Consider the following 24,161-nt stretch of genomic DNA (forward strand, 5'->3'; position numbering starts at 1 on the left):
CTGATCGCCAAGGCGGTCGCGAACTCGCTCGCCAAGAAGGTCGCCGAGGTCACCGGCCGCCCGCAGGGCAAGAGCTACTTCCTCAACATCAAGGGCCCCGAGCTGCTCAACAAGTACGTCGGCGAGACCGAGCGGCAGATCCGCCTGGTCTTCCAGCGGGCTCGTGAGAAGGCCAGCGAGGGCACGCCCGTCATCGTCTTCTTCGACGAGATGGAGTCGCTCTTCCGCACCCGCGGTTCGGGTGTCAGCTCGGACGTGGAGAACACCATCGTCCCGCAGCTGCTGGCCGAGATCGACGGTGTGGAGGGCCTGGAGAACGTCATCGTGATCGGTGCCTCGAACCGCGAGGACATGATCGACCCGGCGATCCTGCGGCCCGGCCGGCTGGACGTCAAGATCAAGATCGAGCGTCCGGACGCCGAGGCGGCCAAGGACATCTTCTCGAAGTACCTCAGGGACTCGCTGCCCTTCCACCCGGACGACCTCAAGGAGCACGACGGCTCGGTGGACTCCACCGTGGCGGCGATGATCCAGGCGGTGGTCGAGCGGATGTACACCGAGACCGAGGAGAACCGCTTCCTGGAGGTCACCTACGCCAACGGTGACAAGGAGGTCCTGTACTTCAAGGACTTCAACTCCGGCGCCATGATCCAGAACATCGTGGACCGGGCGAAGAAGATGGCCATCAAGGACTTCCTCGACCACGGCCAGCGCGGCCTTCGCGTCTCCCACCTGCTCGCCGCCTGCGTGGACGAGTTCAAGGAGAACGAGGACCTGCCCAACACCACCAACCCGGACGACTGGGCCCGCATCTCCGGCAAGAAGGGCGAGCGGATCGTCTTCATCCGCACGCTCGTCACCGGCAAGCAGGGTGCCGAGTCCGGCCGCTCCATCGACACCGTGGCCAACACGGGGCAGTACCTCTAACCAGGTCCCTCCCCGTTCCGCCGACCCCGTCCGGCTGTGGCGCCTCGCGGCCCCGCAGCCGGACGGCGCGTCTCGGGGCCGGGCTGTCGGTGCGGCGTTCTAGGCTCTACCCACCGTTCGCGGGCGTCCGGCTCGGGAGGGTGTTGTTCAGCGGTACGTCAGTGCGTTCCGCCCGTGGGGGGCGGCGCACAGGGCAAGGAGGGCCGCATGACCGTACGGCGCGTGATGGGGATCGAGACCGAGTACGGGATCTCCGTACCCGGGCACCCGAACGCCAACGCCATGCTCACCTCGTCCCAGATCGTCAACGCGTACGCGGCGGCGATGCACCGGGCTCGGCGGGCCCGCTGGGACTTCGAGGAGGAGAATCCGCTGCGCGACGCCCGGGGCTTCGACCTCGCGCGGGACGTCGCCGACGCCAGCCAGCTGACCGACGAGGACATCGGCCTGGCCAACATCATCCTCACCAACGGCGCCCGGTTCTACGTGGACCACGCCCACCCCGAGTACAGCTCGCCCGAGGTCACCAACCCGCGCGACGCCGTGCTCTGGGACAAGGCCGGTGAGCGGATCATGGCGGCCGCCGCGGCCCGCGCCCTGGAACTGCCCAACGGGCAGACCATCCACCTGTACAAGAACAACACCGACAACAAGGGCGCCTCCTACGGCACCCACGAGAACTACCTGATGAAGCGGTCGACGCCGTTCGCCGACATCGTCCGCCACCTCACGCCGTTCTTCGTCTCCCGCCAGGTGGTCACCGGCGCCGGCCGGGTGGGCCTGGGCCAGGACGGCTCGGTGCACGGGTTCCAGATCAGCCAGCGCGCGGACTACTTCGAGGTCGAGGTGGGCCTGGAGACGACGCTCAAGCGCCCGATCATCAACACCCGCGACGAACCGCACGCCGACGCGGAGAAGTACCGCCGGCTGCACGTGATCATCGGGGACGCGAACCTCTCCGAGATCTCCACCTACCTCAAGCTGGGCACCACGGCGCTCGTCCTGTCGATGATCGAGGACGCCTTCATCGCCTCCGACCTGGCCGTCGACCAGCCGGTGCGCACCCTGCACCGGGTCTCCCACGACTCCACCCTGAAGCACCTGATCACGCTGCGCAGCGGTCGCCGGCTGACCGCGGTCCAGCTCCAGCTGGAGTACTGCGAGCTGGCCCGCAAGTACGTCGAGGACCGCTTCGGCAACGACGCGGACGAGCAGACCCTCGACGTGCTGGCCCGCTGGGAGGACGTCCTCGGGCGGCTGGAGCGCGATCCGATGAGCCTGTCCCGGCAGCTGGACTGGGTGGCCAAGAAGGAGATCCTGGAGGGCTACCGCAGTCGCGACGGCGTCGGCTGGGACAACTCCCGGCTGCAGCTGGTCGACCTCCAGTACAGCGACGTGCGCCAGGAGAAGGGCCTGTACAACCGTCTGGTGGCCCGTGGGCGGTTCGACCGGCTGGTCACCGAGGAGGAGGTCCAGCGGGCCGCGGGCAAGCCTCCGGAGGACACCAGGGCCTACTTCCGCGGCCGCTGTCTGGAGCAGTACGCCGAGCACGTCGCCGCGGCCTCCTGGGACTCGGTGATCTTCGACCTCCCGGGCCGTGACTCGCTGCAGCGGGTCCCGACCCTGGAGCCCCTGCGCGGGACGCGCAACCACGTCAAGGAGTTGCTGGACCGCTGCCGCACGGCCGAGGACCTGGTACGGGTCCTCTCCGGCGACCGGGGCCGGAACGGCACCTGACCGCAGGCCGTCCGCCCGCGCCCCGCGTTCTCCGGGTAACTTTTCGATCACCACGGGTGAACGCCTCCTGAATGGGAATCATCCGGGGGAGCGTCGGACGTTGCACAGGAAGTGCCACACGCAAACCGGGAGCGATTCCCGCACCCGGTGTATAGGGTCGACGCAAGTGGCGAGGACCCAGCACCACCAAGCCGTGCCAGACGAATGAGCGGGGTGAGGGAAATGGCGAGCAAGGACACCGGTGGCGGCCAGCAGCGGGCGAACCGTGCCTCCGAGGAGGTCGAGGAGCAGGCCGCCGAGGCGCAGAATTCCGAGGAGCTCCAGGAGCGCCAGGAAAAGCTGAGCGACGACGTCGACGCGGTCCTGGACGAAATCGACGAGGTCCTCGAGTCGAATGCCGAGGATTTCGTGCGGCAATTCGTCCAGAAGGGTGGCCAGTAGCGGCCCGGGCGCAGTCGGGAGGCCGGCCGGGAGAGCGGTCGGGAGGCCGGTCCGGGGCCTGCGGGAAGAGCAGCCCGGGCCATTCGCGGAATTCACGGTTGCGACCGCCGAGGGCGGGCGGGCGGCGTCGGCCTCCCGTCCGTCCGGGTCCGCCCCCGTCACAGGTGGATAGTGATCGCCGGGCGGGTAGGGTGCGGGCAGCGCGCGCTTTCAAGCTACCTGGAAGGAATCGTGTGGAAGCCAACACTCGTGGCACCGGGCGTCTACCGGCTGCCTTCCTGACCCCCGGGTCCTCCTCGTTCATGGACTTCCTGGCGGACCACTCGCCGGAGCTGATCCCCGGCCGCCGCCGCCTTCCGGAGGGGCTGACGATCGAGGCCCCGCACGGCACGACGATCGTCTCGGCGGTGTTCGACGGCGGTGTGGTGATCGCGGGTGACCGCCGGGCCACCATGGGCAACGTGATCGCCCAGCGCGACATCGAGAAGGTCTTCCCGGCCGACGAGTACAGCGCGGTCGGCATCGCCGGAACGGCCGGCCTGGCCGTCGAGATGGTGCGGCTGTTCCAGCTGGAGCTGGAGCACTACGAGAAGATCGAGGGCACGGTGCTCTCGCTGGAGGGCAAGGCGAACCGGCTCACCACGATGATCCGGGGCAACCTGGGCATGGCGATGCAGGGTCTGGCCGTCGTGCCCATGTTCGCGGGCTACGACCAGGACCTGGAGCGCGGCCGGATCTTCACCTACGACGTCACCGGCGGCCGCTCCGAGGAGCGGGGCTTCGCCGCCACCGGCTCGGGCTCGGTGTTCGCCCGGGGCTCGATGAAGAAGCTCTACCGCGAGGGCCTCTCCTCGCAGCAGGCCTCCACGCTCGTCGTCCAGGCGCTCTACGACGCCGCCGACGACGACTCCGCGACCGGTGGGCCCGACCTGGCCCGCAAGATCTTCCCGATCGTCTCGCTGATCACCGAGGACGGCTTCCGGCGGCTCTCCGAGAGCGAGGTCTCGGACATCGCGCACTCGATCACCGACCAGCGCCTGGAGCACCCCAACGGCCCGCAGGCCCCGCTGCTCTAGCAGCCCCCGCCCGATCCACCTCCCGACCCTCCCTCCCTCGCCGTCGGGCCGGAGGGAGGCCCTGACAGAAGGGGACGACCGCCGGTGTCGACACCGTTCTACGTCTCGCCTCAGCAGGCCATGGCGGACCGCGCGGAGTACGCCCGCAAGGGCATCGCGCGCGGTCGCAGCGTGGTCGTGCTCACCTACGCCGACGGCATCGTCTTCGTCGCCGAGAACACCTCCCGGGCCCTGCACAAGGTGTCCGAGATCTACGACAAGATCGCCTTCGCGGCCGTCGGCCGCTACAACGAGTTCGAGAACCTGCGCATCGGCGGCGTCCGCTACGCCGACCTGCGCGGCTACTCCTACGACCGGGCCGACGTGACGGCCCGGGGCCTGGCCAACGTCTACGCGCAGACGCTGGGCACCATCTTCTCCTCGGTGGGGGAGAAGCCCTACGAGGTCGAACTGATCGTCGCGGAGGTCGGCCGGACGCCGGACGACGACCAGATCTACCGCCTCACCCCCGACGGTTCGGTGGTGGACGAGCAGAACAGCGTCGTGGTCGGCGGCAACGCCGACTCGATCGGCAACTACCTGGGGCAGCGTCACCGGGTCGGCCTGAGCCTCACCGAGGCGCTGAAGCTGGCCGTCGACTCCCTCGCCAGGGACCCGAACGGCGGAACCCCCCGCACCATGACGCCCGAGCAGCTGGAGGTGGCGGTGCTCGACCGCCAGCGCTTCCAGCAGCGCAAGTTCAAGCGGATCCTCGGCAGCCAGCTCGGCCGGCTGCTCGACGGGGACCAGTCCGCGGAGGCGGACGACGAGGACAAGCCGGCGGCGACGTCGGAATAGTCCAGGTGAGTGAATCCCGTACGGCCGGCCTCACGGCCGTACGGGATTCCGTGCCCCTACGGTGAACGGACGTCACATTCCCTGGGTCGGACCAGGTCGGTCGTGAACGCATGTGCACCGTGGAGGCGGTTTCGGACAGCTCCAATCAGAGAATGGATGCCTCATGGACCGCCGAATTTTCGGGCTGGAGAACGAGTACGGCGTCACGTGCACGTTCCGGGGACAACGACGTCTGTCCCCGGACGAGGTGGCCAGGTACCTCTTCCGCCGCGTTGTCTCCTGGGGCCGCAGCAGCAATGTCTTCCTGCGCAACGGTGCACGGCTCTACCTCGACGTCGGATCGCACCCCGAGTACGCCACTCCCGAGTGCGACGACGTCACCGAACTGGTGACGCACGACAAGGCGGGGGAGCGGATCCTCGAAGGCCTCCTGGTGGACGCCGAACGGCGGCTGCACGAGGAGGGCATCGCCGGCGACGTCTACCTCTTCAAGAACAACACCGACTCGGCCGGGAACTCCTACGGCTGCCACGAGAACTACCTGGTGGCCCGGCACGGCGAGTTCTCCCGTCTCGCCGACGTGCTGATCCCGTTCCTGGTCACCCGGCAGCTGATCTGCGGCGCCGGAAAGGTCCTGCAGACGCCGCGCGGCGCGGTCTACTGCGTCAGCCAGCGGGCCGAGCACATCTGGGAGGGCGTCAGCTCGGCGACCACCCGCTCACGTCCGATCATCAACACCAGGGACGAGCCGCACGCCGACGCCGAGCGCTACCGCCGGCTGCACGTCATCGTCGGCGACTCCAACATGTCGGAGACCACCACCCTGCTCAAGGTCGGCGCCACCGACCTCGTGCTGCGCCTGATCGAGGCCGGCGTGGTGATGCGCGACCTGACGCTGGAGAACCCGATCCGGGCGATCCGCGAGGTCAGCCACGACCTGACCGGCACGCACCAGGTCCGGCTGGCCAACGGCCGGGAGGCCAGCGCGCTGGACATCCAGGAGGAGTACTACAGCAAGGCGCTGGAGTTCGCCGACCGCAAGGGCATCAACACCGGCACCATCGCCCGGGTGCTCGAGCTCTGGGGCCGGACCCTGGAGGCCGTGCGCACCGAGGACCTCGCGAAGGTCGGCAACGAGATCGACTGGATCATGAAGTACCGGCTGATCGAGCGGTACCGCGAGAAGCACCAGATGAGCATGTCCAACCCGCGGGTGGCGCAGATCGACCTCGCCTACCACGACATCCACCGCCGGCGCGGCCTGTTCTACCTGCTGCAGGGCAAGGGGCAGGCCGAGCGGGTGACCACGGACCTCAAGACCTTCGAGGCGAAGTCCGTCCCGCCGCAGACCACCCGGGCCCGACTGCGCGGCGACTTCATCCGGCGGGCGCAGGAGCAGCGGCGCGACTTCACCGTCGACTGGGTGCACCTGAAGCTGAACGACCAGGCGCAGCGCACGGTGCTCTGCAAGGACCCGTTCCGCTCGGTGGACGAGCGGGTGGAGAAGCTGATCGCCGGAATGTGACGCGAACGGCCCGCCGCCCCGGGCCGCACGCCCCTCCTCGGACGGGACGTGCGGCCCGGGGCCGCGCCGTGCCGTGGGTGACGCACGACCGTGCCCCGGTGCCGCCTACCGGGGCGCGGCTCGGTCTCGGCATACGCTGTCGGAGGAGTCCGAACAGCTGCACTTGACCGACAGTTAGGAACACCGTGCGCCGCACCGCCGGTTTGCTCGTAGCCCTGCCCCTGATGCTGCTGGTGGCCTGCAGCAGCAACGCCAAGGCGCCGGCCGAGGTCTCGCCCACGGCGTCGAGTGCCGCGCCGACGGTGCCGGCCCCGGTGGACGAGGCCGCGCCGATGCCGACCGTCGAGGGCAGCTTCGGCAGCAAGGCCGTGATCACCATCCCGGCGGGGCAGCCCAGCGGCCAGTTCGTGATCAAGACCCTCAGCGAGGGCGACCGGCAGACGGTCGCCAAGGGCGACTGGGTCACGGTCAACTACTCCGCGAAGGACTGGACGACCGGCAAGGAACTGCCGAGCTCCTACGACTCCGGTGGCAAGCCGCAGCTCTTCCAGGCCGGCAGCGGCCAGCTGGTTCCGGCCTTCGACCAGGCCGTGGTCGGCAAGAAGGTGGGCAGCCGGATCCTGGTGGTCGCCCCGCCGGAGGCCGCCTTCGGCAGCCAGGGCAACACCACGCTCGGGGTGGCACCGGGCGACACCGTGGTGTTCGTGCTGGACATCGCCGAGGCGCTGCCGCAGGACGCCTCGCTGACCGGCGCCATGACCCAGGCGCCCCCGACCTCCCCGCAGGTCAAGGACAACGGCAAGGCCGCGCCGACGATCACCATCCCGGCCGGCCAGGCGCCGCCCACCGACCTGCAGACCTTCGTGCTGATCAAGGGCGAGGGCAAGCAGGTCCAGGCCGGGCAGACCCTGGTGGTCCAGTACACCGGGGTGCTGTGGAGCAACGGCCAGCAGTTCGACTCCTCCTGGAGCCACGGCGGCGCGCAGGCCCTGCAGATCGGCACCAAGAGCCTGATCGAGGGCTGGGACAAGGGCCTGGTCGGCCAGACGGTCGGCAGCCGGGTGATGCTCGTCGTGCCGCCCGCCCTCGGCTACAAGGACCAGGCGCAGGGCCAGGTGCCGGCGAACTCGACCCTGGTGTTCGTGATCGACATCCTTGAGGCGGTCTGACGCGCGGGCCGTCGTGCTCGTACGCTTGGCGGGCGCTCGTACACCAGGAGCGCCCGTCCTCATACTGACCTGTCATACTGCTGCCCTCCCGCACTGTGGTGGCCAGGGCTTCCCGGTGCGGCGGCAGTACGGCAGGATCTCGGCGATCAGCAAGCCGGCCGGTAGGCCTCGAAGACCTGGTGAGATGGATGGGGAGTCATGTCTGAGAAAGCGTCGAGCCCGGGCGGGACCGGCACCGCGAGCGGCGGCTCCGCCGGCGACCCGACGGACTCACGGCCGGGCGGTCCGCTGCCCGGCGACGGCGAGTCGATCGTGGTTCCGCCGTCGATCCTGAAGCAGCAGGCCGGCTGGGGCAGCCCCGGTGACGCGCCGCGGCCCGGCACCGGCACCAAGGCGGACGAGGCCCCGCAGATCTTCGCCTCGAACGTCCGCCGCCAGGACACCTCCGAGGCCGGGTACTACGAGAACCCGCCGAGCGTGGGCAAGCTCGGCATGATCCTCGGCACCGTGCTGGCCGTCCTGCTGGCCGGTAGCGCCGTGACGCTCTACCTGGTGAACCGCGACGGCAAGAGCTCGGCCGCCTCCACCCCCGTGGACGCCGCGCCGACCGCCCCCGCGACCCCCAGCGCGGACCCGGTGCCGCCGATCAAGGACACCGCCAAGGTGCTCCCGACGGTCACCGGCGACTTCGGCAAGAAGGCGGTCATCACGACGCCCGCCGAGGCCGCCGACGGCACCTTCGTGGTGAAGGTCCTCTCCGAGGGCAGCGGCCCGGTCGTCGAGAAGAACTCCTGGACCTCGGTGGACTACACCGCCAAGGACTGGACCACCGGCAAGGACATCCCCAGCTCGTACGACGAGAAGGGCAAGCCGCAGATCTTCCAGGCCGGCACCGACGCGCTGATCCCGGCGCTCGACCAGGCCGTGGTGGGCAAGAAGGCCGGCAGCCGCGTCCTGGTGGTGGCCCCGCCGGCCGCCGCCTTCGGCGCGCAGGGCAACACCGGCATGTCGATCGGTGCGAAGGACAACCTGGTCTTCGTGATCGACATCCAGCGGGTGAACGCCCCCGACGCGGTGGTCAGCGGCACCGTGACCCCGCCCCCGGCGGACTTCCCGCAGGTGAAGGACAACGGCAAGAAGGCCGCCGAGATCACCCCGGTTAAGGGTGCGGCCGAGCCGACCGAGCTCAAGAGCCACGTCCTGATCCAGGGCACCGGCCCCAAGGTCGAGTCGGGCGAGAAGGTGCTCGTCCAGTACACCGGCGCGCTGTGGAAGGACGGCAAGAAGTTCGACTCCTCGCTCGACAAGGGCCAGGCGTTCTCCTTCTCCGTCGGCGGCGGCCAGGTCATCGAGGGCTGGGACAAGGGCCTGCAGGGGGTGGCGGTCGGCAGCCGGATCGAGCTGGTGATCCCCGCCTCGCTCGGCTACAAGGACCAGGCCCAGGGTGACATTCCGGCCAACTCGACGCTGGTCTTCGTGGTGGACGTGCTGGACGCGGGCGTGGGCTGACCCGCCTTCGGGTGACAATAGATCGTGAATGACCTTCGAGCGGGGCCGCGTGGCCTGCGCTCGGGCGGGCGGCGGGCGCCCGTACCGTGGTTCCGGTAGGGACGGCGGTACGGGTACCTGCCGCTCCGTCGTGTACGTAACGAACCGTGAGAAGAGGCAGTTGTGAGCAAGCCCGAGATCGACTTCCCCGTTGGCGACCCGCCCACCGAGCTGCAGATCCGTGACATCACGGTCGGCGACGGTGCCGAGGCCAAGGCCGGCCAGGTCGTCGAGGTGCACTACGTCGGTGTCGCGTTCAGCACCGGCGAGGAGTTCGACGCGAGCTGGAACCGTGGCTCGTCCTTCAAGTTCCCGCTCGGCGGCGGCCGCGTCATCAAGGGCTGGGACCAGGGCGTCGTCGGCATGAAGGTCGGTGGCCGGCGCGAGCTGACCATCCCGGCGCACCTCGCCTACGGCAACCAGTCGCCGACCCCGGCCATCAAGCCGGGCGAGACCCTGATCTTCGTCGTCGACCTGCTCGGCGTCTGAGACCAGCTCGCCGCCGGGTCCGCCCGGCGTCCGACCGGCCGGGCCGGTCGCGCAGCACCACGGGCCGTACCCCTGCCGAGGGGGTACGGCCCCGCTGCGTCCTGGCCGGCAGGCGCGTGAGCAGGACTCGGCTTTCGCCGACGGCGGCGCTACCGGTACGGTCGGGGCGCCGGGTACACGGATTCCCGGTGGGCGCAACCCCGCGCGCGGCGCGGCACACCGGAAGGGTCAGCGATGGCGATCGCCAAGGCAGAGCGGCTGATGAATCTCGCCCTGTGCCTGATGAACACCAGAAGGCCGCTCTCCAAGAAGGAGCTGCGGGAGTCCGTCGAGGCCTACCGCGAGGCGTGGCAGAACGGCAGCGAGGACGCCTTCAACCGGATGTTCGAGCGGGACAAGGACGACCTGCGCGAACTCGGCCTGGTCATCGACGTCGACGAGAACTCGCTGGACGGCGAGCTCGGCTACCTGGCCCGCGCCGACCGCAACCGACTGCCGGAGATCGCGCTCGACGCCGAGGAGGCCGCGGCGCTCACCCTGGCCGCCCGGGTCTGGCAGCAGGCCAAGATGTCCGGCGCCGCCAGCGGGGCCCTGCAGAAGCTGCGCGCCGCCGGTGTCCCGTTCGCCGAGCCCGAGACGCACAGCGCGCTGGAGCCCCGGATCCCCGTCCGCGAGGCCGCCTTCGAGCCGCTGCTCACCGCCGCCCGGGACCGCCGCCCGGTCACCTTCGAGTACCGCAAGGCCGGCGCCGCCGCCACCGAGCAGCGCGCCGTGGAGCCGTGGGCCCTGGAGTGCTGGCGCGGCCACTGGTACCTGGCCGGCTGGGACCGCGACCGCCGGGACGCCCGGGTGTTCCGGCTGAGCCGGATCACCGGCAAGGTCCGCTCCCGCTCCGGCGCCTTCACCGGCGCGGTGCCCGAGCACGTGGACGTCCGCGCGTACGTCGCCACCTTCGCCGGCGAGGGCGCCACCGCCACCGCCACCGTCCGGCTGCGCCGCGGCGCCGGGTTCCCGCTGCGCACCAAGGCGCTGAGCACCAGCCGGGTGGACGAGCACTGGGACGAGCTGGAGATCCCGTACGGCAACGGGCTGGGCGCCGACCTCGCCGAGTTCGGCCCCGCCCTGGTGGTGCTGGGCCCGGACGACCTGCGGGCGGACGTCATCGACCGGCTGCGTGCGGTGGCAGGACTGGAGTCGGGCCCGGCCGTGGCCGGCGCCGCGAGCGAGGGAGCACAGGCATGAGCAACGCCATCGACCAGACCCGCCGGATGCTCTCGCTGGTCACCTACCTGCGCGAGCGGCCCGGCGCCGAGGTGGCCGAGGTCGCCCGCGCCTTCGGGATCACCGAGCGCGAGCTGATCGGCGACCTCAACGTGCTGCCGATGTGCGGCACCAGCTTCCGCGGCGGCGACCTGCTCGACATCGACACCGACGGCGAGCGGATCTGGTGGCACAACGTCGACGACGTGGCCCAGCCGCTGCGCCTGGCCGCCGACGAGGCGACCGCGCTGCTGGTCGCCGCCCGCGCCGTGGCGGGGCTGCCGGGCCTGCGCGAGCGCGACCGCGAGGCGCTCACCCGGGCCGTCGCCAAGATCGAGAACGCGGCCGGGGACAGCGCCGAGGGCAGTGCCCGGGTCGGTGTCACCTTCGAGGCCGAGAGCCACGTCTTCGCCGACATCGACCGCGCGCTCAGCGAGGGCCGCCGGCTGTGGCTGCGCTACTACTCGCACGGCCGCGGCGGCATGACCGAGCGCGAGGTCGACCCGATCCGCCTGGTCACCGAGGGCCACACCTACCTGGAGGCCTGGTGCCGGGTCTCCGAGGACCGGCGGATGTTCCGGCTCGACCGGGTGGCCGAGATCAAGGTGCTGGACACCCCCTCCGACCCGCCCCGGCTGGAGCCGCGCGACCTCTCCGGCGGCCTGGTCAACCCCTCCGCCGACGACCCCGAGGTGGTGGTCGAGGTCGGCCCCGGCGGGCGCTGGGTGGCCGAGTACTACACCCACGACTCGGCGCAGGAGCTGCCCGACGGCGGGCTGCGGATCACCCTGCGCAGCGCGGACCCCTCCGGGCTGCGCCCGCTGGCCCTGCGGCTCGGCCGGGACGGCCGGATCGTCTCGCCGCCCGAGCTCGCCGAGCAGGCCGCGGCCGCCGCCCTGGAGGCGCTGGCCGGCTACCCGCAGGGGCAGGTCTGAGCCATGGAGCCGGGTACCAGATTCAAGGTCTACTGCTCGGAGTGCCGGGAGAAGGTGGAGCTGGCCGCCGACCGGTTCCGCCTCACCATCGGCCGGACCCAGGCGCAGTCGTACTACAGCTTCAGCTGCCCCTCCTGCGGGGCGGCGGTCCGCAAGGCCGCGGGTGAGAAGATCGTCGAGGCGCTGACCGCCGCGGGTGTGCGCACCATGCGGCTGGTCCCGGCGGAGGGGTAGCGCGGGGGCGGGCGGAGCAGGCTCTAGGCTGGCGGGCATGTCGTGGACTCTCGTCGCCGCCGTTCTGCTCTCCACCGCCGGGCTGCTGGTGCTCGGCCTGCTCGCCGGGCGGCTCTGGCTGGACGTCAGGGTGCTGGCGCGGGAGGTCGACACCGCGTCCCGCGCCCTGGCCGAGGCGGCGGGGGAGCTCGCCGCCGCCGGCCGGGTCCGCTGAGTCTTCATTTTCCGGTGGCCCTGGGGTCTGCTCGGCGCAGGTGCGGCGGGTTACCCTCTGACCGTGGCTCCCGACCGTTCGGCGGGTGCTCTCCCCGACAAAGCGGCGGCGACGACCTCGTCACCGCGCAGAGGAAGGTGGCCGAGCATGCGGATCTCGCCGATCGCGATCCTGGTGGTCGTGGTCCTCGCCATTCTGCTCTTCGGTGCCAAGCGGCTGCCCGACCTGGCGCGTTCGCTGGGCCAGTCGATGCGGATCCTGAAGAGCGAGACCAAGGCCATGCGCACCGAGGGCGGCGAGGCCGAGGAGCCGCAGGCCGCCCCGGCGCCGAAGACCATCAAGGCCGCGCCCGGAGTCCCCGGACCGTCGCGGCCGGTCGTGGCCGACGAGCAGCCGTCGCAGGAGACCACGCAGCCGCGATGAGCCGGCGCGCGACCAGGGGGGCCCGCCGTCCGGCGGGCTTCGACGCACGAGTTGAGGACCGGGGTTGAGCAAGTCTTCCAAGGCGCTGAAGGCGCCCAAGGACTCCGAGGGGCGGATGGCCCTCGCCGACCACCTCCGCGAGCTGCGGAACCGGGTGGTGAAGTCGGTCCTGGCGATCGTGGTGCTCACGATCGTCGCGCTGATCTACCACAAGCAGATCGAGACCTTCCTGCTGAAGCCGCTGCCGCAGTGCACCGTGGACACGGCGGCGCAGTACAACGGCAAGTGCGCGCAGGTCTCCAACATCGGTCTCACCTCGGGTTTCACCTGGATGCTGCAGGTGGCGCTGACGGCGGGTGTGGTCGGGGCCGTGCCGATCTGGCTCTACCAGGTCTGGGCGTTCGTGGTCCCCGGGCTGCACAAGCACGAGCGCAAGTACACGATGATCTTCATGGCCTGCGGCGCCCCGCTGTTCCTCGCCGGTGCCGTCTGCGCCTTCCTGCTGCTGCCGACCACGGTCGAGGTGCTGATCTCGTTCACCCCGAACGGGACGACCCCGATCCTGCCGCCGAACGACTACTTCAACATCGCCACCCGGATGGTGCTGGTCTTCGGCTTCGCCTTCGAGTTCCCGCTGCTGCTGGTGATGCTCAACCTGATCGGCATGGTCAGCGGCCGGCGGCTGCTCGGCTGGTGGCGCGGCATGATCATGGGCATCACGGTGTTCGCGGCCTTCGCGACGCCGAGTGCCGACCCGCTGAGCATGCTGGCGCTGGCCGCGCCGATCTGGGCGCTGTACTTCGTCGCCGTGGGCGTCGCGATGCTCAACGACCGCCGCAAGTCCCGTCGCAACCCGGACGCCGGGCTGGACGACGAGGAGGCCTCGCGGCTGGACCTCTCGGTGGACGCCGTCGCCCTCCCCGGCCCGGTGGAGGCCTCGCTGGCCCCGGCCGCGAGCGCCCCGGTGCCGGCCGCCCGCCGCGAGCAGCTGGACGACATCACCTGACCGGGGTCGCCCCCGCAGCCGTAGCCCCGGTCCGCCGACACAGGCGGGCCGGGGCTTTCGCGTGCCGCCGGCCGGGTGCGGAACGGGGCCGCGTCGGGGTCGCCGGGGGCGGTCCGGTGTTGTCGTGGACAGGGCGCGGCGCCCTTGGCAGGCAGCAAGCAATGTGACATATTACTGAGGTGAACAGAGCTCCCCTGGACGTGGTCGTGGTCGGCGCCGGAGTCGTCGGCGCCGCCTGCGCGTACTACGCGACGCTGGCCGGACTGCGGGTCGCCGTCGTCGACCGGGGCCCCGTCGCGGGCGGCACCACCGGCGCCGGCGAGGGCAACCTGCTGGTCTCCGACAAGGAGCCCGGCCCCGAACTCGACCTGGCGCTGCTCAGCACCCGTCTCTGGCGCGAGCTGGCCGCCACCCTCGGTCCCGCCGTCGAGTACGAGCCCAAGGGCGGCCTGGTGGTCGCGGCCGAGCCGGCCGGGCTGGACGCGCTGCGCGCCTTCGCCGCCGGGCAGACGGCGGCCGGCGTGAGCGCCGTCGAAGTCCCCGGCGACGCCCTGCACGACCTCGAACCCCACCTGGCCCCCGGCCTGGCCGGCGGCTTCCACTACCCGCAGGACGCGCAGGTCCAGCCCGCCCTGGCCGCCGCGCACCTGCTGCGCGCCGCCCGCGAGGGCGGCGCCGAGCTGCGCCTCGGCGAGACCGTGCGGGCCGTGCGCACCGGCCCGGACGGCACCGTCCGCGGCGTCGGCACCGACCGGGGCGAGCTGGCCGCGCCCGCCGTGGTCAACGCGGCCGGCACCTGGGGCGGGGAGCTGGCGGCGCTCGCGGGGGTGGCGCTGCCGGTCCTGCCCCGGCGCGGCTTCGTCCTGGTCACCGAGCCGCTGCCGAGGATCGTCCGGCACAAGGTCTACGCCGCCGACTACGTCGCGGACGTCGCCAGCGGCTCGGCCGCCCTGCAGACCTCGGCCGTGGTCGAGGGCACCCCGGGCGGTCCGGTGCTGATCGGCGCCAGCCGCGAGCGGGTCGGCTTCGACCGGACCCTCTCGGTCGAGGTGCTGCACCGGCTGGCGGCCCAGGCGGCCCGGCTGTTCCCCGTCCTCGCGGACGTCTCGGTGCTGCGCGCCTACCGCGGGTTCCGTCCGTACCTGCCCGACCACCTGCCGGCCGTCGGCGCCGATCCCCGCGTCCCCGGGCTGTACCACGCCTGCGGCCACGAGGGCGCGGGGATCGGGCTGGCGCCGGCCACCGGGCTGCTGATCAGCCGCCAGTTGGTCGGGAAGCCGCCGGGGCTCGACCTCGGGCCGTTCCGGCCGGACCGCTTCCCGCAGGCGGCCTGACCCGCTCGGGCTCCGCCGCCCCGCGCCGGCCCGTGCACCGGCCCCCCGACCCGCATCCTCCGAGCACCGCGCCCCCGCCACGGGCGCCCACCGAACCCGCCCGCACCCGACCGGAACGGAAGACCCGCCGTGCGCCGAACCCCCGCCGCCCTGGTCAGGGCCCAACCGCAGCCCGCCCACACGATCGAGTTCGACGGCCGTCCGGTCCCCGCGCAGCCGGGGCAGAGCATCGCCGCCGCCCTCTGGGCCGAGGGCATCCTCGCCTGGCGCACCACCCGGGTCGGCGGCCGCCCGCGCGGCGCCTTCTGCGGCATCGGCGTCTGCTTCGACTGCCTGGCCACCGTCAACGGCCGCCCCAACCAACGCACCTGCCTGCTGCCGGCCGGCCCGGGCGACACCGTCACCACCCAGGAGGGCCACGGCCGTGCCGACCTCGCCGTCTGAGACCACCGCCGTCGCCGCCGCCGGCTACGACCTCGCCGTCGTCGGCGCCGGTCCGGCCGGGCTCGCCGCCGCCGTCACCGCCGCCGACCTCGGCCTGCGCTGCGCGCTGCTGGACGCCGGTCCGCGCACCGGTGGGCAGTACTACCGCCACCCCGTCCCGGGCCTCGGCGCCACCCGTCCGGGCCGGCTGCACCACGGCTGGTCGCACTACACCGCACTGGCCGCCAGGCTCGCCGCGCACACCCGGGCCGGCCGGGTCGACCACCTCGCCGAGCACCACGTCTGGACGGCCGAGCGGGCGGACGGGGGCTGGTCGTTGCACGCCACCCTCGGGCCGGCGGCGGACGCCCGCGCCGTCGTCCGGGCCCCCGCCGTCCTGCTCGCCACCGGCGCCTACGAGCGGCAGCTGCCCTTCCCCGGCTGGACCCTGCCCGGGGTGGTCACCGCGGGCGGCGCCCAGGCGATGCTGAAGTCGGGCCTGGTGCTCCCGGGCCGCCGGATCGTGGTCGCCGGCAGCGGACCGCTGCTGCTCGCGGCGGCCTCCTCGCTGGTCACCGCCGGCGCCGAGGTGCCCGTGGTGGCCGAGGCGGGCGACTACCTCGGCTACGCCGGGCGACCGGGCGTGCCGGCCGCCGTCCCCGGCAAGCTGGCCGAGGGCGCGGTGCACGCGACCGCGCTGCTGCGCCACGGAGTGCGGCTGCGCCGGCGGACCGCGGTGGTCGAGGCGCACGGCACCGACCGGATCACGGCCGTCACGCTCGCCCGGCTGGACCGGGACTGGCGCCCGCTGCCCGGCACCGAGCGGCGGATCGCCTGCGACGCGCTGGCCGTCGGCCACGGCCTGCTGCCGCAGATCGAGCTGGCCACCGAGCTCGGCGCCGAGACCCGCCGCACCCCCGACGGTGCGTCCGCCCTGCGGGTGGACGCCCGGCAGCGCACCAGCCTGCCGGGGTTCTGGGCCGCCGGGGAGACCTGCGGGGTGGGCGGCGCCGACCTCGCGATGACGGAGGGCGAGCTGGCCGCCCACGCGGTCGCCGGGCGGCCCGTCACCGCCCGGCTGGTCCGGCGGCGGGCCCGGCTGCGGGCCTTCGCCGAGCTGATGGCCGCCGCCCACCGCCCCGGTACCGGCTGGCCCGGTTGGGTCCGGCCGGACACCGAGGTGTGCCGCTGCGAGGAGGTCCCGGCCGAGCGGATCCGGGTGGCGGTCGAGGAGCTCGGCGCGGGCGACGCCCGGACGGTGAAGCTGCTGACCCGGGCCGGCATGGGCTGGTGCCAGGGCCGGATGTGCGGCCCGGCGGTGGCCTGTCTGGCGGGTGGCGCGCCCGCCGGCCCGGACAGCCGTCCGCTGGCCTGTCCCGTCCCGCTCGCGCAGCTCGCGGCGGACCCGGCTTCCTGAGACGCGCCCCGGCGGACCCTTGTCACGGACTGCGCCCGCTAATAAAATGTCACACCTCACCAAGGAGTAAAGCTGTGTCCATCACCCCGCACGACACGACCCGTCCCTGGCGCGGAATCATGGTCGCCACCACGACCCCCCTGCGCGCCGACCTCTCCGTCGACTACGACGCCTACGCCGAGCACGTCCGCCGCCTGATCGACGCCGGCTGCGACGGCGTCGTCCCCAACGGATCGCTGGGCGAGTACCAGACCCTCACCGCCGAGGAGCGGGCCCGGATCGTCACCACCGCCGTGGAGGCGGCCGGCGACGGCTCCCGGGTGATGCCCGGCGTCGCCGCCTACGGCAGCGCCGAGTCCCGCCGCTGGACCGAGCAGGCGGCCGAGGCCGGCGCCGGCTCGGTGCTGCTGCTCCCGCCCAACGCCTACCGGGCCGACGCCGCCACCGTCCGGGCGCACTACGCCGAGGTGGCCGCGGCGGGCCTGCCGATCGTCGCGTACAACAACCCGTACGACACCAAGGTCGACCTGGTGCCCGAGCTCCTCGCCCAGCTGCACGGCGAGGGCTCGATCGTGGCGGTCAAGGAGTTCAGCGGCGACGTCCGCCGGGCGTACGAGATCGCCGAGCTCGCCCCCGGCCTCGACCTGCTGATCGGCGCCGACGACGTCCTGCTGGAGCTGGCGCTGGCCGGCGCGGTGGGCTGGATCGCGGGCTACCCGAACGCCCTCCCGGAGGCCTCCGTGGCGCTCTACCGGGCCGCGGTCGCCAAGGACCTGGAGACCGCGCTGCCGCTCTACAAGGCCCTGCACCCGCTGCTGCGCTGGGACTCGAAGACGGAGTTCGTCCAGGCGATCAAGCTCTCGATGGACATCGCCGGGCTGCCCGGCGGTCCGACCCGCCCCCCGCGCGGACCGCTCTCGCCGGAGATCGAGGCGGCCGTCCGCGCCGCCACCGAGAAGGCCCTGGCCGAGGGCCTCGGCTAGCCGCCTCCCCGGCCGTGAACGGGCCGGCTGCGGCGGCAGCCGGCCCCCTCGACACCCGCCCCCTCGACACCCGCCCCCACCCTCACCCACGGGAGCCCCACCATGCGCAGCCGCCATGTCTTCCACGCCGTCGACTCGCACACCGAGGGGATGCCGACCAGGGTCGTCACCGGCGGCTTCGGCGTCATCCCGGGCGCGACCATGGCCGAGCGCCGGGTCTACTTCCAGCAGCACCTGGACCACTTCCGCACCCTGCTGATGTACGAGCCGCGCGGCCACGCCGCGATGAGCGGCGCCCTCCTCCAGCCGCCCACCCGGCCCGACGCCGACTTCGGCGTGCTGTTCATCGAGGTGTCCGGGCTGCTGCCGATGTGCGGGCACGGCACCATCGGGGTCGCCACCGTGCTGGTCGAGACCGGCATGGTCGAGGTGGTCGAGCCGGTCACCACCGTGCGCCTCGACACCCCCGCCGGGCTGGTGGTGGTCGACGTGCAGGTCCGGGACGGCGCGGCGCTGGCGGTGACGCTCCGCAACGTGCCCTCGTACGCCGTCGGCCTGGACCTCAAGGCGGAGGTGCCCGGCTACGGCACCGTCGGCTACGACCTCGCCTACGGCGGCAACTTCTACGCCGTGCTCCCGCTCGCCGAGTTCGGCCTGCCCTTCGAGATCGAGCGCAAGCAGGACGTCCTGGCCGCGGGCCTCGCCCTGATGGACGTGATCAACGTCGACCCGCCCGTCCACCCGGAGGACCCGTCGATCCGGGGCTGCCACCACGTCCAGCTGCTCGCCCCCGGCTCGACCGCCGAGCACTCGCGGCACGCGATGGCCATCCACCCCGGCTGGTTCGACCGCTCGCCCTGCGGCACCGGCACCTCCGCCCGGATGGCCCAGCTGCACGCCCGCGGCGAACTGCCGCTCGGGCGGGACTTCCGCAACGACTCCTTCATCGGCACCAGCTTCACCGGCCGCCTGGTCGAGGAGACCACGGTGGCCGGCCGGCCCGCCGTGGTGCCCACCGTCACCGGCCGGGCCTGGATCACCGGCACCGCCCAGTACTTCCTCGACCCGACCGACCCCTTCCCGGCCGGGTTCCTGCTCTGACCGCCCGGCGTCGCTCGACGCCGTCCGGAACCCCTCAGCACGCGCACCCCGGCACTCCCGCCCCGAAAGGCCCCGTCGTGACCGTCACCTCCCGCAACCCCGCCGATCCCACCGACCTGGTGGTCAGCGTCCCGGCCCCCGGCGCCGCGGGCGTCGAGGCCGCCGCCGCGCGGGCCCGCGAGGCCCGCCACGCCTGGGCCGGAGCCGGCGCCGCCGCCCGCTCCGCCGCGCTCACCCGGGCCGCCGACGCGGTCGAGGCGCACGCCGAGGAGCTCACCGCGCTCATCGTGCGCGAGGTCGGCAAGCCGCTCGCCGAGGCCCGCGGCGAGGTGGCCCGCACCGCCGCGATCTGGCGCTACTACGCCCAGACGCCGTACGCCCCGAGCGGCGCCGTGCACGAGCCGGCCGCCGGCCGGGGGATGCTGCTGACCCGCCGCCGCCCGTACGGGGTGGCCGGGCTGATCACCCCGTGGAACTTCCCGCTCGCCATCCCCACCTGGAAGGCCGCCCCCGCGCTCGCGGCCGGCAACACCGTGCTGCTCAAGCCCGCTCCGGAGGCGACCGCCTGCGCCCTGCGGCTGGCCGAGCTCGCCGGGCTGCCCGAGGGAGTGCTCACCGTCGTGCCCGGCGGCGCGGAGGAGGGCGAGGCGCTGGTCCGCGCCGCCGACGTGGTGTCCTTCACCGGCTCCACCGCCGTCGGCCGGGCCGTGGTGCACGCCGCCACCGAGCGCGGCATCCCCGTCCAGGCCGAGCTGGGCGGGCTGAACGCCGCCGTGGTGCTGCCCGACGCCGACATCGAGCAGGCCGCCGCCCACCTGGCCGCCGCGATCGCCGGGTACGCCGGCCAGAAGTGCACCGCCACCAGCCGGGTGATCGCGGTCGGCGCCGCCCACGGGCCGCTGCGCGAGGCACTCGCCAAGGCGCTCGCCGCCCTCGCCGAGCCCGCCGCGCTGGAGGGCGACTGCGGCCCGGTGATCTCCGCCGCCGCCCGCGACCGGCTCACCGGCGCGATCGCCTCGGCCGTCGCCCAGGGCGCCGCCGTGCTGGCCGGCGGGGGCGTGCCGGAGCGACCGGGCTGGTACCTCGAACCGGCCCTACTGGCGGACGTGCCCGCCGGGCACCCGCTGCGCACCGAGGAGTTCTTCGGCCCGGTCGCCGTCCTGCTGCCCGCCGCCGACCTGGACGAGGCCGTGGCGCTGGCCAACGACACCCGGCACAGCCTCGCCACCTCCCTCCACACCCGCGACCTCGACGCGGCGCTGGACGCCGCCGAGCGGCTGGACGCGGGCATGATCCGGGTCAACGCCCCCTCCAGCGGAGTCGACTTCCACCTGCCCTTCGGCGGCACCGGCGCCGCCATCCACGGCGACCGCGAGCAGGGCCTGGCCGCCCTGGACTTCTACACCGCGAGCCGGACCGTCACCCTGCTGCCGGCGGGAGGCCCGCGATGACCGACCGGACGACCCCTGCCGAGGCGGCCGCGACCGCCGACGGCACGCCGACGGCGCCGATCGACACCGTGGACTACCACGCCGGCGGCGAGCCGTTCCGGATCGTCACCGCCGGCCTGCCCGCCGTCCCCGGCGACAGCGTCGCCGAGCGACGCGCGATCGCGATCGGCGCCGGCGGCACCGCCACCGCGCCCCGGCCCGGCGCCCTGGACACCGTGCGGCGGCTGCTCACCCACGAACCGCGCGGCCACGCCGGCATGTACGGGGGCTTCGTCGTGCCGCCCGACGACGGCGGGGCGCACCTCGGGGTGCTGTTCTGGCACAAGGACGGCTACTCCACCGCCTGCGGGCACGGCACCATCGCCCTCGGTGCCTGGGCGGTCGACTCGGGCCTGGTCACCGCGCCCGCGGACGGCTTCGCGCGGGTGCGGATCGACGTGCCGTCCGGGCGGGTGACCGCGACAGTGCACCGGGCGGGCGGCCGCACCACCGGGGTGACCTTCCGCAACGTGCCGACCCGGGTCAGCGCCCGCAAGCTGCCGGTCGTCACCTCGCGCGGCACCGTCGAGGTGTCCGTCGCCCATTCGGGCGCCTGCTACGCGGCCGTCCCGGCGGCGGCGCTCGGGCTGGCGGTCACCCCCGCGCTGCTGCCCGAACTCACCGCCGTCGGCCGGGAGATCCGCGCGGCGCTGGCCGGGGCGCCCGAGACGCTGCACCCCGTCGACCCCCGGCTCTCCGGCGTCTACGGCGTGATCCTGTACGAGGACCTGCCGGACACGCCGGCCGGCCCGGCGCAGCGCAACGTCACCGTCTTCGCCGACGGCCAGATCGACCGCTCGCCCTGCGGCTCCGGCACCTCCGCCCGGCTCGCGGTGCTCGCCGCCGAGGGCCGGATCGGGCCCGGCGAGGAGTTGCGGCACGAGTCGGTGATCGGCACGGTGTTCACGGGCCGCCTGGCCGGCTACTACCCGGACGGCGTCGTCACGGACGTCACCGGCAGCGCCCACCGCACCGGCGAACACCGCTTCGTGCTGGACCCGTACGACTCCCTCGGAACCGGATTCCTGCTGCCATGACCGATCCCGGCGATCCCCGCCCCGCCCTGCCGGACCCCGGCCCGCACCCCGCGCCGCCCGTCACCGAGGCGGTCCCGCTCACCCCGGCCGAGGCCGCCGACGCGATCGAGCGCGTCCTCGCCGAGGGGCTGGACCCCGAGGACTGCCCGCCCCGCACCGGCGTACCCGTGCCGGCCGGCGAGCTGCTGCTGATGCCGGCGGCCTCGGCGGCGTACGCGGGCGTCAAGATCGCCGGGGTCGCCCCGGCCAACCCCGGCCGCGGGCTGCCCCGGATCACCGGCAGTTACCTGCTGCTGGACGGGCCCACCCTGCGTCCGCTCGCGCTGTACGACGGCGCGGCCCTCACCGCGGTCCGCACGCCCGCGGTCACCGCCGTGGCGCTGCGCCGTCTCGCCGTGCCGCAGGCCGCGCACCTGGTGCTGTTCGGGGCCGGGCCGCAGGCCTACGGGCATCTGGACGCGGTGCTGGCGATCCGGCCGCTGACCCGGGTCACGGTGGTCGCCCGGCGGCGCGGGCCCGCCGAGGAGCTGGTCCGGTACGCCCGGGCGCTCGGCCTGGCGGGGGTCGTCGGCACCCCGGAGGCGGTCGCCGGGGCGGACGTGGTGGTCTGCTGCACCACCGCCCGCACGCCGCTGTTCGACGGCGCCCTGGTGCCCGGCCACGCGGCCGTGGCGGCGGTCGGGTCGCACGAGCCGGCGGCGCGGGAGGTGGACGCGGCCCTGGTCGGCCGGTCCGCGCTGTACGTGGAGGCACGCGAGGCCGCGCTGCGGGAGGCGGGGGACCTGCTGCTCGCCGGGGTGGCGGCCGGGTCGCTGCACAACCTGGCGGAGCTGGTGGCGGGGAAGGCGCCGGTGCCCGAGGACCGGCCGCGGTTCTTCAAGAGCGTCGGGCAGGCCTGGCAGGACCTGGCGGTCGCGGCCGAGCTCCACCGGCGGGCCGCCGGGCTCCGCTGAGGGCGCCCCGGGCCGTGCCGACCGGGCGGTGGTGACCGGGGCGTTGTGGCCGGGGGCGGACGCTGCCACGATGGGGCCGGTACCCGCCCGGGCGGGCGTCCGGTCGGCGTCCGGATGACGGAATGTTGCACACTGCACGCAACGTGACATTGTACAATGGTGTCCTGCGACCAGCCGGAGGAACACCATGGCCGACCTCAAACCCCGCAACCTGATCTCCGTTCAGGAGCGGCTGCGCGACCAGGTCGCCCACGCCCTGCGGGCCGCCCTGATCTCCGGCGAACTGCGCCCCGGCGTCGTCTACTCGGCCCCCGCCCTCGCCGCCGACTTCGGCGTCTCCGCCACCCCGGTCCGCGAGGCCATGCTCGACCTCGCCCGCGAGGGGCTCGTGGAGGCCGTCCGCAACAAGGGGTTCCGGGTCACCGAGCTCACCGAGGGCGACCTCGACGACTTCACCGAGATCCGCGCCCTGATCGAGGTGCCGACCGTCGGCCTGGTCACCCGCACGGCCACCCCCGAGCAGCTGGAGCGCCTGCGCCCGGCCGCCCAGGCGATCGTCGACGCCGCCGGCCGGCACGACCTGATCGGCTACCTGGAGGCCGACCGGCAGTTCCACCTCGACCTGCTCGGCCTGGCCGGCAACGCCCGCCTGGTCGAGGTGGTCGGCGACCTCCGCAAGCGCTCCCGGCTCTACGGCCTGACCCGCCTGGACGAGCGCGGCGAGCTGGTCTCCTCCGCCGAGGAGCACCTGGAACTGCTCGACCTGATGATCTCCGGCGACGCCGAGGCCGCCGAGGCGTGCATGGCCCGCCACCTCGGCCACGTCCGCTCGCTCTGGGCCGAGGGCCGCGCGGACGCCCGCGAGGAGCGCCCGCTGCTGCGGCTGCGGGCGCGCTGACGGCACTCGTCCGGGTGAACCCGCGGCGAAGTCCGGTGGCGCCCGGTGCGCCCTACGATGATGGTCCCGACATCGGCAGCCAGGAGGAAATCCATGTCCGCCGCAGCAGTGGAACAGCCCTTCGAGCCGCCGACGCTGCTCGAAGCGGCTGACCTGATCTCCGACCAGCTGGTCGGGTACCGGGTCGAGATCATCGGGAGCCAGATCGCCGTGACGCCACCCGCCAGCGGTTCGCACGGCGACGCATTGACCGACATCATGATCCCCTTCCTGGCAGCCGGCCTGCACGGTTCACAGTCGCGGATCATCCAGGCGATCGGCCTGTGGTTGCCGGACGGCCCGTTCGACTACGCGGTGCCCGACCTCGCACTGGTCGACGCCGACTACGAAGACCACCGTGCCGAGCGCAACTGCTACGACCCCGCGGTCTTCCGGCTCGTCCTGGAAGTCACCTCCACGAACCACGCCTACGATCTGAAGGTCAAGCCCGCCGCGTACGCGAGCGCGGCCGTCCCGGTGTACGTGATCGTCGACCGGAAGCACCGGAAGGTTCGGGTGCTCACCGACCCCTCGGACGGTGAGTACCGAGTCCACGCGGTGCACCACCCCGGGCAGTCCTTCGAGCTCCCGGCGTCCGTCGGCGCACCGGTGACGCTCTCCGTCGACACCGTCCTCGGCCCCGAGAAGTAGCGCCGCGGCGCCGG

The 24,161-nt window shown here is 73.2% G+C and carries 25 protein-coding genes; all 25 read left to right on the forward strand.

From position 1 onward, the window contains the following. Positions 1-927: proteasome ATPase (arc, locus tag ACFTWP_RS33820; RefSeq protein ID WP_380268821.1), on the forward strand; the 927-nt coding region annotated here is incomplete at its 5' end. A 207-nt stretch (positions 928-1,134) separates the two neighbouring features. Continuing rightward, positions 1,135-2,664, forward strand: a complete 1,530-nt coding sequence (dop, locus tag ACFTWP_RS33825; protein ID WP_380268822.1) for a depupylase/deamidase Dop — start codon at positions 1,135-1,137, stop codon at positions 2,662-2,664. Positions 2,665-2,886: 222 nt separating this feature from the next. Further along, on the forward strand, positions 2,887-3,105 hold the full coding sequence (locus tag ACFTWP_RS33830) for a ubiquitin-like protein Pup (RefSeq protein WP_380268823.1): 219 nt from the start codon (positions 2,887-2,889) through the stop codon (positions 3,103-3,105). Between the two features lie 233 nt (positions 3,106-3,338). Further along, positions 3,339-4,181 carry a proteasome subunit beta gene (gene prcB, locus ACFTWP_RS33835; protein ID WP_380268824.1) on the forward strand — a complete coding sequence of 281 codons (843 nt, stop codon included), beginning with the start codon at positions 3,339-3,341 and terminating at the stop codon, positions 4,179-4,181. A gap of 84 nt (positions 4,182-4,265) precedes the next feature. Next, a complete protein-coding gene (prcA, locus tag ACFTWP_RS33840; RefSeq protein WP_380268825.1) occupies positions 4,266-5,018 on the forward strand; it encodes a proteasome subunit alpha in 753 nt (250 codons plus the stop codon). Positions 5,019-5,181: 163 nt separating this feature from the next. Beyond that, positions 5,182-6,543: a Pup--protein ligase gene (gene pafA, locus ACFTWP_RS33845; RefSeq protein ID WP_380268826.1), complete on the forward strand. Its 1,362-nt coding sequence runs from the start codon at positions 5,182-5,184 to the stop codon at positions 6,541-6,543. A 185-nt stretch (positions 6,544-6,728) separates the two neighbouring features. Further along, positions 6,729-7,712 carry an FKBP-type peptidyl-prolyl cis-trans isomerase gene (locus tag ACFTWP_RS33850; protein ID WP_380268827.1) on the forward strand — a complete coding sequence of 328 codons (984 nt, stop codon included), beginning with the start codon at positions 6,729-6,731 and terminating at the stop codon, positions 7,710-7,712. Positions 7,713-7,910: 198 nt separating this feature from the next. Beyond that, positions 7,911-9,221: an FKBP-type peptidyl-prolyl cis-trans isomerase gene (locus ACFTWP_RS33855; protein ID WP_380268828.1), complete on the forward strand. Its 1,311-nt coding sequence runs from the start codon at positions 7,911-7,913 to the stop codon at positions 9,219-9,221. A 162-nt stretch (positions 9,222-9,383) separates the two neighbouring features. Further along, on the forward strand, positions 9,384-9,749 hold the full coding sequence (locus ACFTWP_RS33860; RefSeq protein WP_380268829.1) for an FKBP-type peptidyl-prolyl cis-trans isomerase: 366 nt from the start codon (positions 9,384-9,386) through the stop codon (positions 9,747-9,749). Between the two features lie 234 nt (positions 9,750-9,983). Then, positions 9,984-10,991, forward strand: coding sequence for a helix-turn-helix transcriptional regulator (locus ACFTWP_RS33865; RefSeq protein ID WP_380268830.1), 1,008 nt, complete (start codon positions 9,984-9,986; stop codon positions 10,989-10,991). Further along, on the forward strand, positions 10,988-11,944 hold the full coding sequence (locus tag ACFTWP_RS33870) for a helix-turn-helix transcriptional regulator (protein WP_380268831.1): 957 nt from the start codon (positions 10,988-10,990) through the stop codon (positions 11,942-11,944). Before ACFTWP_RS33865 ends, ACFTWP_RS33870 begins: the two co-directional genes overlap by 4 nt. Before the next feature lie 3 nt (positions 11,945-11,947). Continuing rightward, positions 11,948-12,178 (forward strand): hypothetical protein, encoded by a 231-nt coding sequence (locus ACFTWP_RS33875; protein ID WP_380268832.1) that lies wholly within the window; start codon positions 11,948-11,950, stop codon positions 12,176-12,178. Between the two features lie 37 nt (positions 12,179-12,215). Beyond that, entirely contained in the window at positions 12,216-12,392 is a 177-nt protein-coding gene (locus ACFTWP_RS33880) for a hypothetical protein (RefSeq protein WP_380268833.1), read from the forward strand. Positions 12,393-12,539: 147 nt separating this feature from the next. Next, positions 12,540-12,815 carry a Sec-independent protein translocase subunit TatA gene (gene tatA / locus ACFTWP_RS33885; protein WP_380268834.1) on the forward strand — a complete coding sequence of 92 codons (276 nt, stop codon included), beginning with the start codon at positions 12,540-12,542 and terminating at the stop codon, positions 12,813-12,815. 115 nt (positions 12,816-12,930) lie between these two features. Beyond that, the gene (gene tatC / locus ACFTWP_RS33890) at positions 12,931-13,821 is read left to right on the forward strand and encodes a twin-arginine translocase subunit TatC (protein ID WP_380268883.1); all 891 of its coding nucleotides are present in this window, start codon (positions 12,931-12,933) and stop codon (positions 13,819-13,821) included. Positions 13,822-14,000: 179 nt separating this feature from the next. After that, on the forward strand, positions 14,001-15,155 hold the full coding sequence (locus ACFTWP_RS33895; protein ID WP_380268835.1) for an NAD(P)/FAD-dependent oxidoreductase: 1,155 nt from the start codon (positions 14,001-14,003) through the stop codon (positions 15,153-15,155). 129 nt (positions 15,156-15,284) lie between these two features. Continuing rightward, positions 15,285-15,599, forward strand: coding sequence for a (2Fe-2S)-binding protein (locus tag ACFTWP_RS33900; protein ID WP_380268836.1), 315 nt, complete (start codon positions 15,285-15,287; stop codon positions 15,597-15,599). Continuing rightward, entirely contained in the window at positions 15,580-16,995 is a 1,416-nt protein-coding gene (locus ACFTWP_RS33905) for an NAD(P)/FAD-dependent oxidoreductase (RefSeq protein WP_380268837.1), read from the forward strand. The genes ACFTWP_RS33900 and ACFTWP_RS33905 overlap by 20 nt, the downstream gene beginning before the upstream one ends. Positions 16,996-17,114: 119 nt before the next feature. Further along, on the forward strand, positions 17,115-17,978 hold the full coding sequence (locus ACFTWP_RS33910; protein WP_380268884.1) for a dihydrodipicolinate synthase family protein: 864 nt from the start codon (positions 17,115-17,117) through the stop codon (positions 17,976-17,978). Positions 17,979-18,080: 102 nt separating this feature from the next. Continuing rightward, the gene (locus tag ACFTWP_RS33915; protein WP_380268838.1) at positions 18,081-19,079 is read left to right on the forward strand and encodes a proline racemase family protein; all 999 of its coding nucleotides are present in this window, start codon (positions 18,081-18,083) and stop codon (positions 19,077-19,079) included. A 77-nt stretch (positions 19,080-19,156) separates the two neighbouring features. Continuing rightward, positions 19,157-20,530 carry an aldehyde dehydrogenase family protein gene (locus ACFTWP_RS33920; RefSeq protein ID WP_380268839.1) on the forward strand — a complete coding sequence of 458 codons (1,374 nt, stop codon included), beginning with the start codon at positions 19,157-19,159 and terminating at the stop codon, positions 20,528-20,530. After that, on the forward strand, positions 20,527-21,606 hold the full coding sequence (locus ACFTWP_RS33925) for a proline racemase family protein (RefSeq protein WP_380268840.1): 1,080 nt from the start codon (positions 20,527-20,529) through the stop codon (positions 21,604-21,606). The genes ACFTWP_RS33920 and ACFTWP_RS33925 overlap by 4 nt, the downstream gene beginning before the upstream one ends. After that, positions 21,603-22,559, forward strand: a complete 957-nt coding sequence (locus ACFTWP_RS33930; RefSeq protein WP_380268841.1) for an ornithine cyclodeaminase family protein — start codon at positions 21,603-21,605, stop codon at positions 22,557-22,559. The genes ACFTWP_RS33925 and ACFTWP_RS33930 overlap by 4 nt, the downstream gene beginning before the upstream one ends. Before the next feature lie 187 nt (positions 22,560-22,746). Continuing rightward, a complete protein-coding gene (locus ACFTWP_RS33935) occupies positions 22,747-23,457 on the forward strand; it encodes a GntR family transcriptional regulator (RefSeq protein WP_380268843.1) in 711 nt (236 codons plus the stop codon). A 93-nt stretch (positions 23,458-23,550) separates the two neighbouring features. After that, a complete protein-coding gene (locus ACFTWP_RS33940) occupies positions 23,551-24,147 on the forward strand; it encodes a Uma2 family endonuclease (RefSeq protein WP_380268844.1) in 597 nt (198 codons plus the stop codon). Positions 24,148-24,161 lie beyond the last annotated feature (14 nt).

The sequence above is a fragment of the Kitasatospora sp. NPDC057015 genome (genome assembly GCF_042673745.1).
Classification (GTDB): Bacteria; Actinomycetota; Actinomycetes; order Streptomycetales; family Streptomycetaceae; genus Kitasatospora.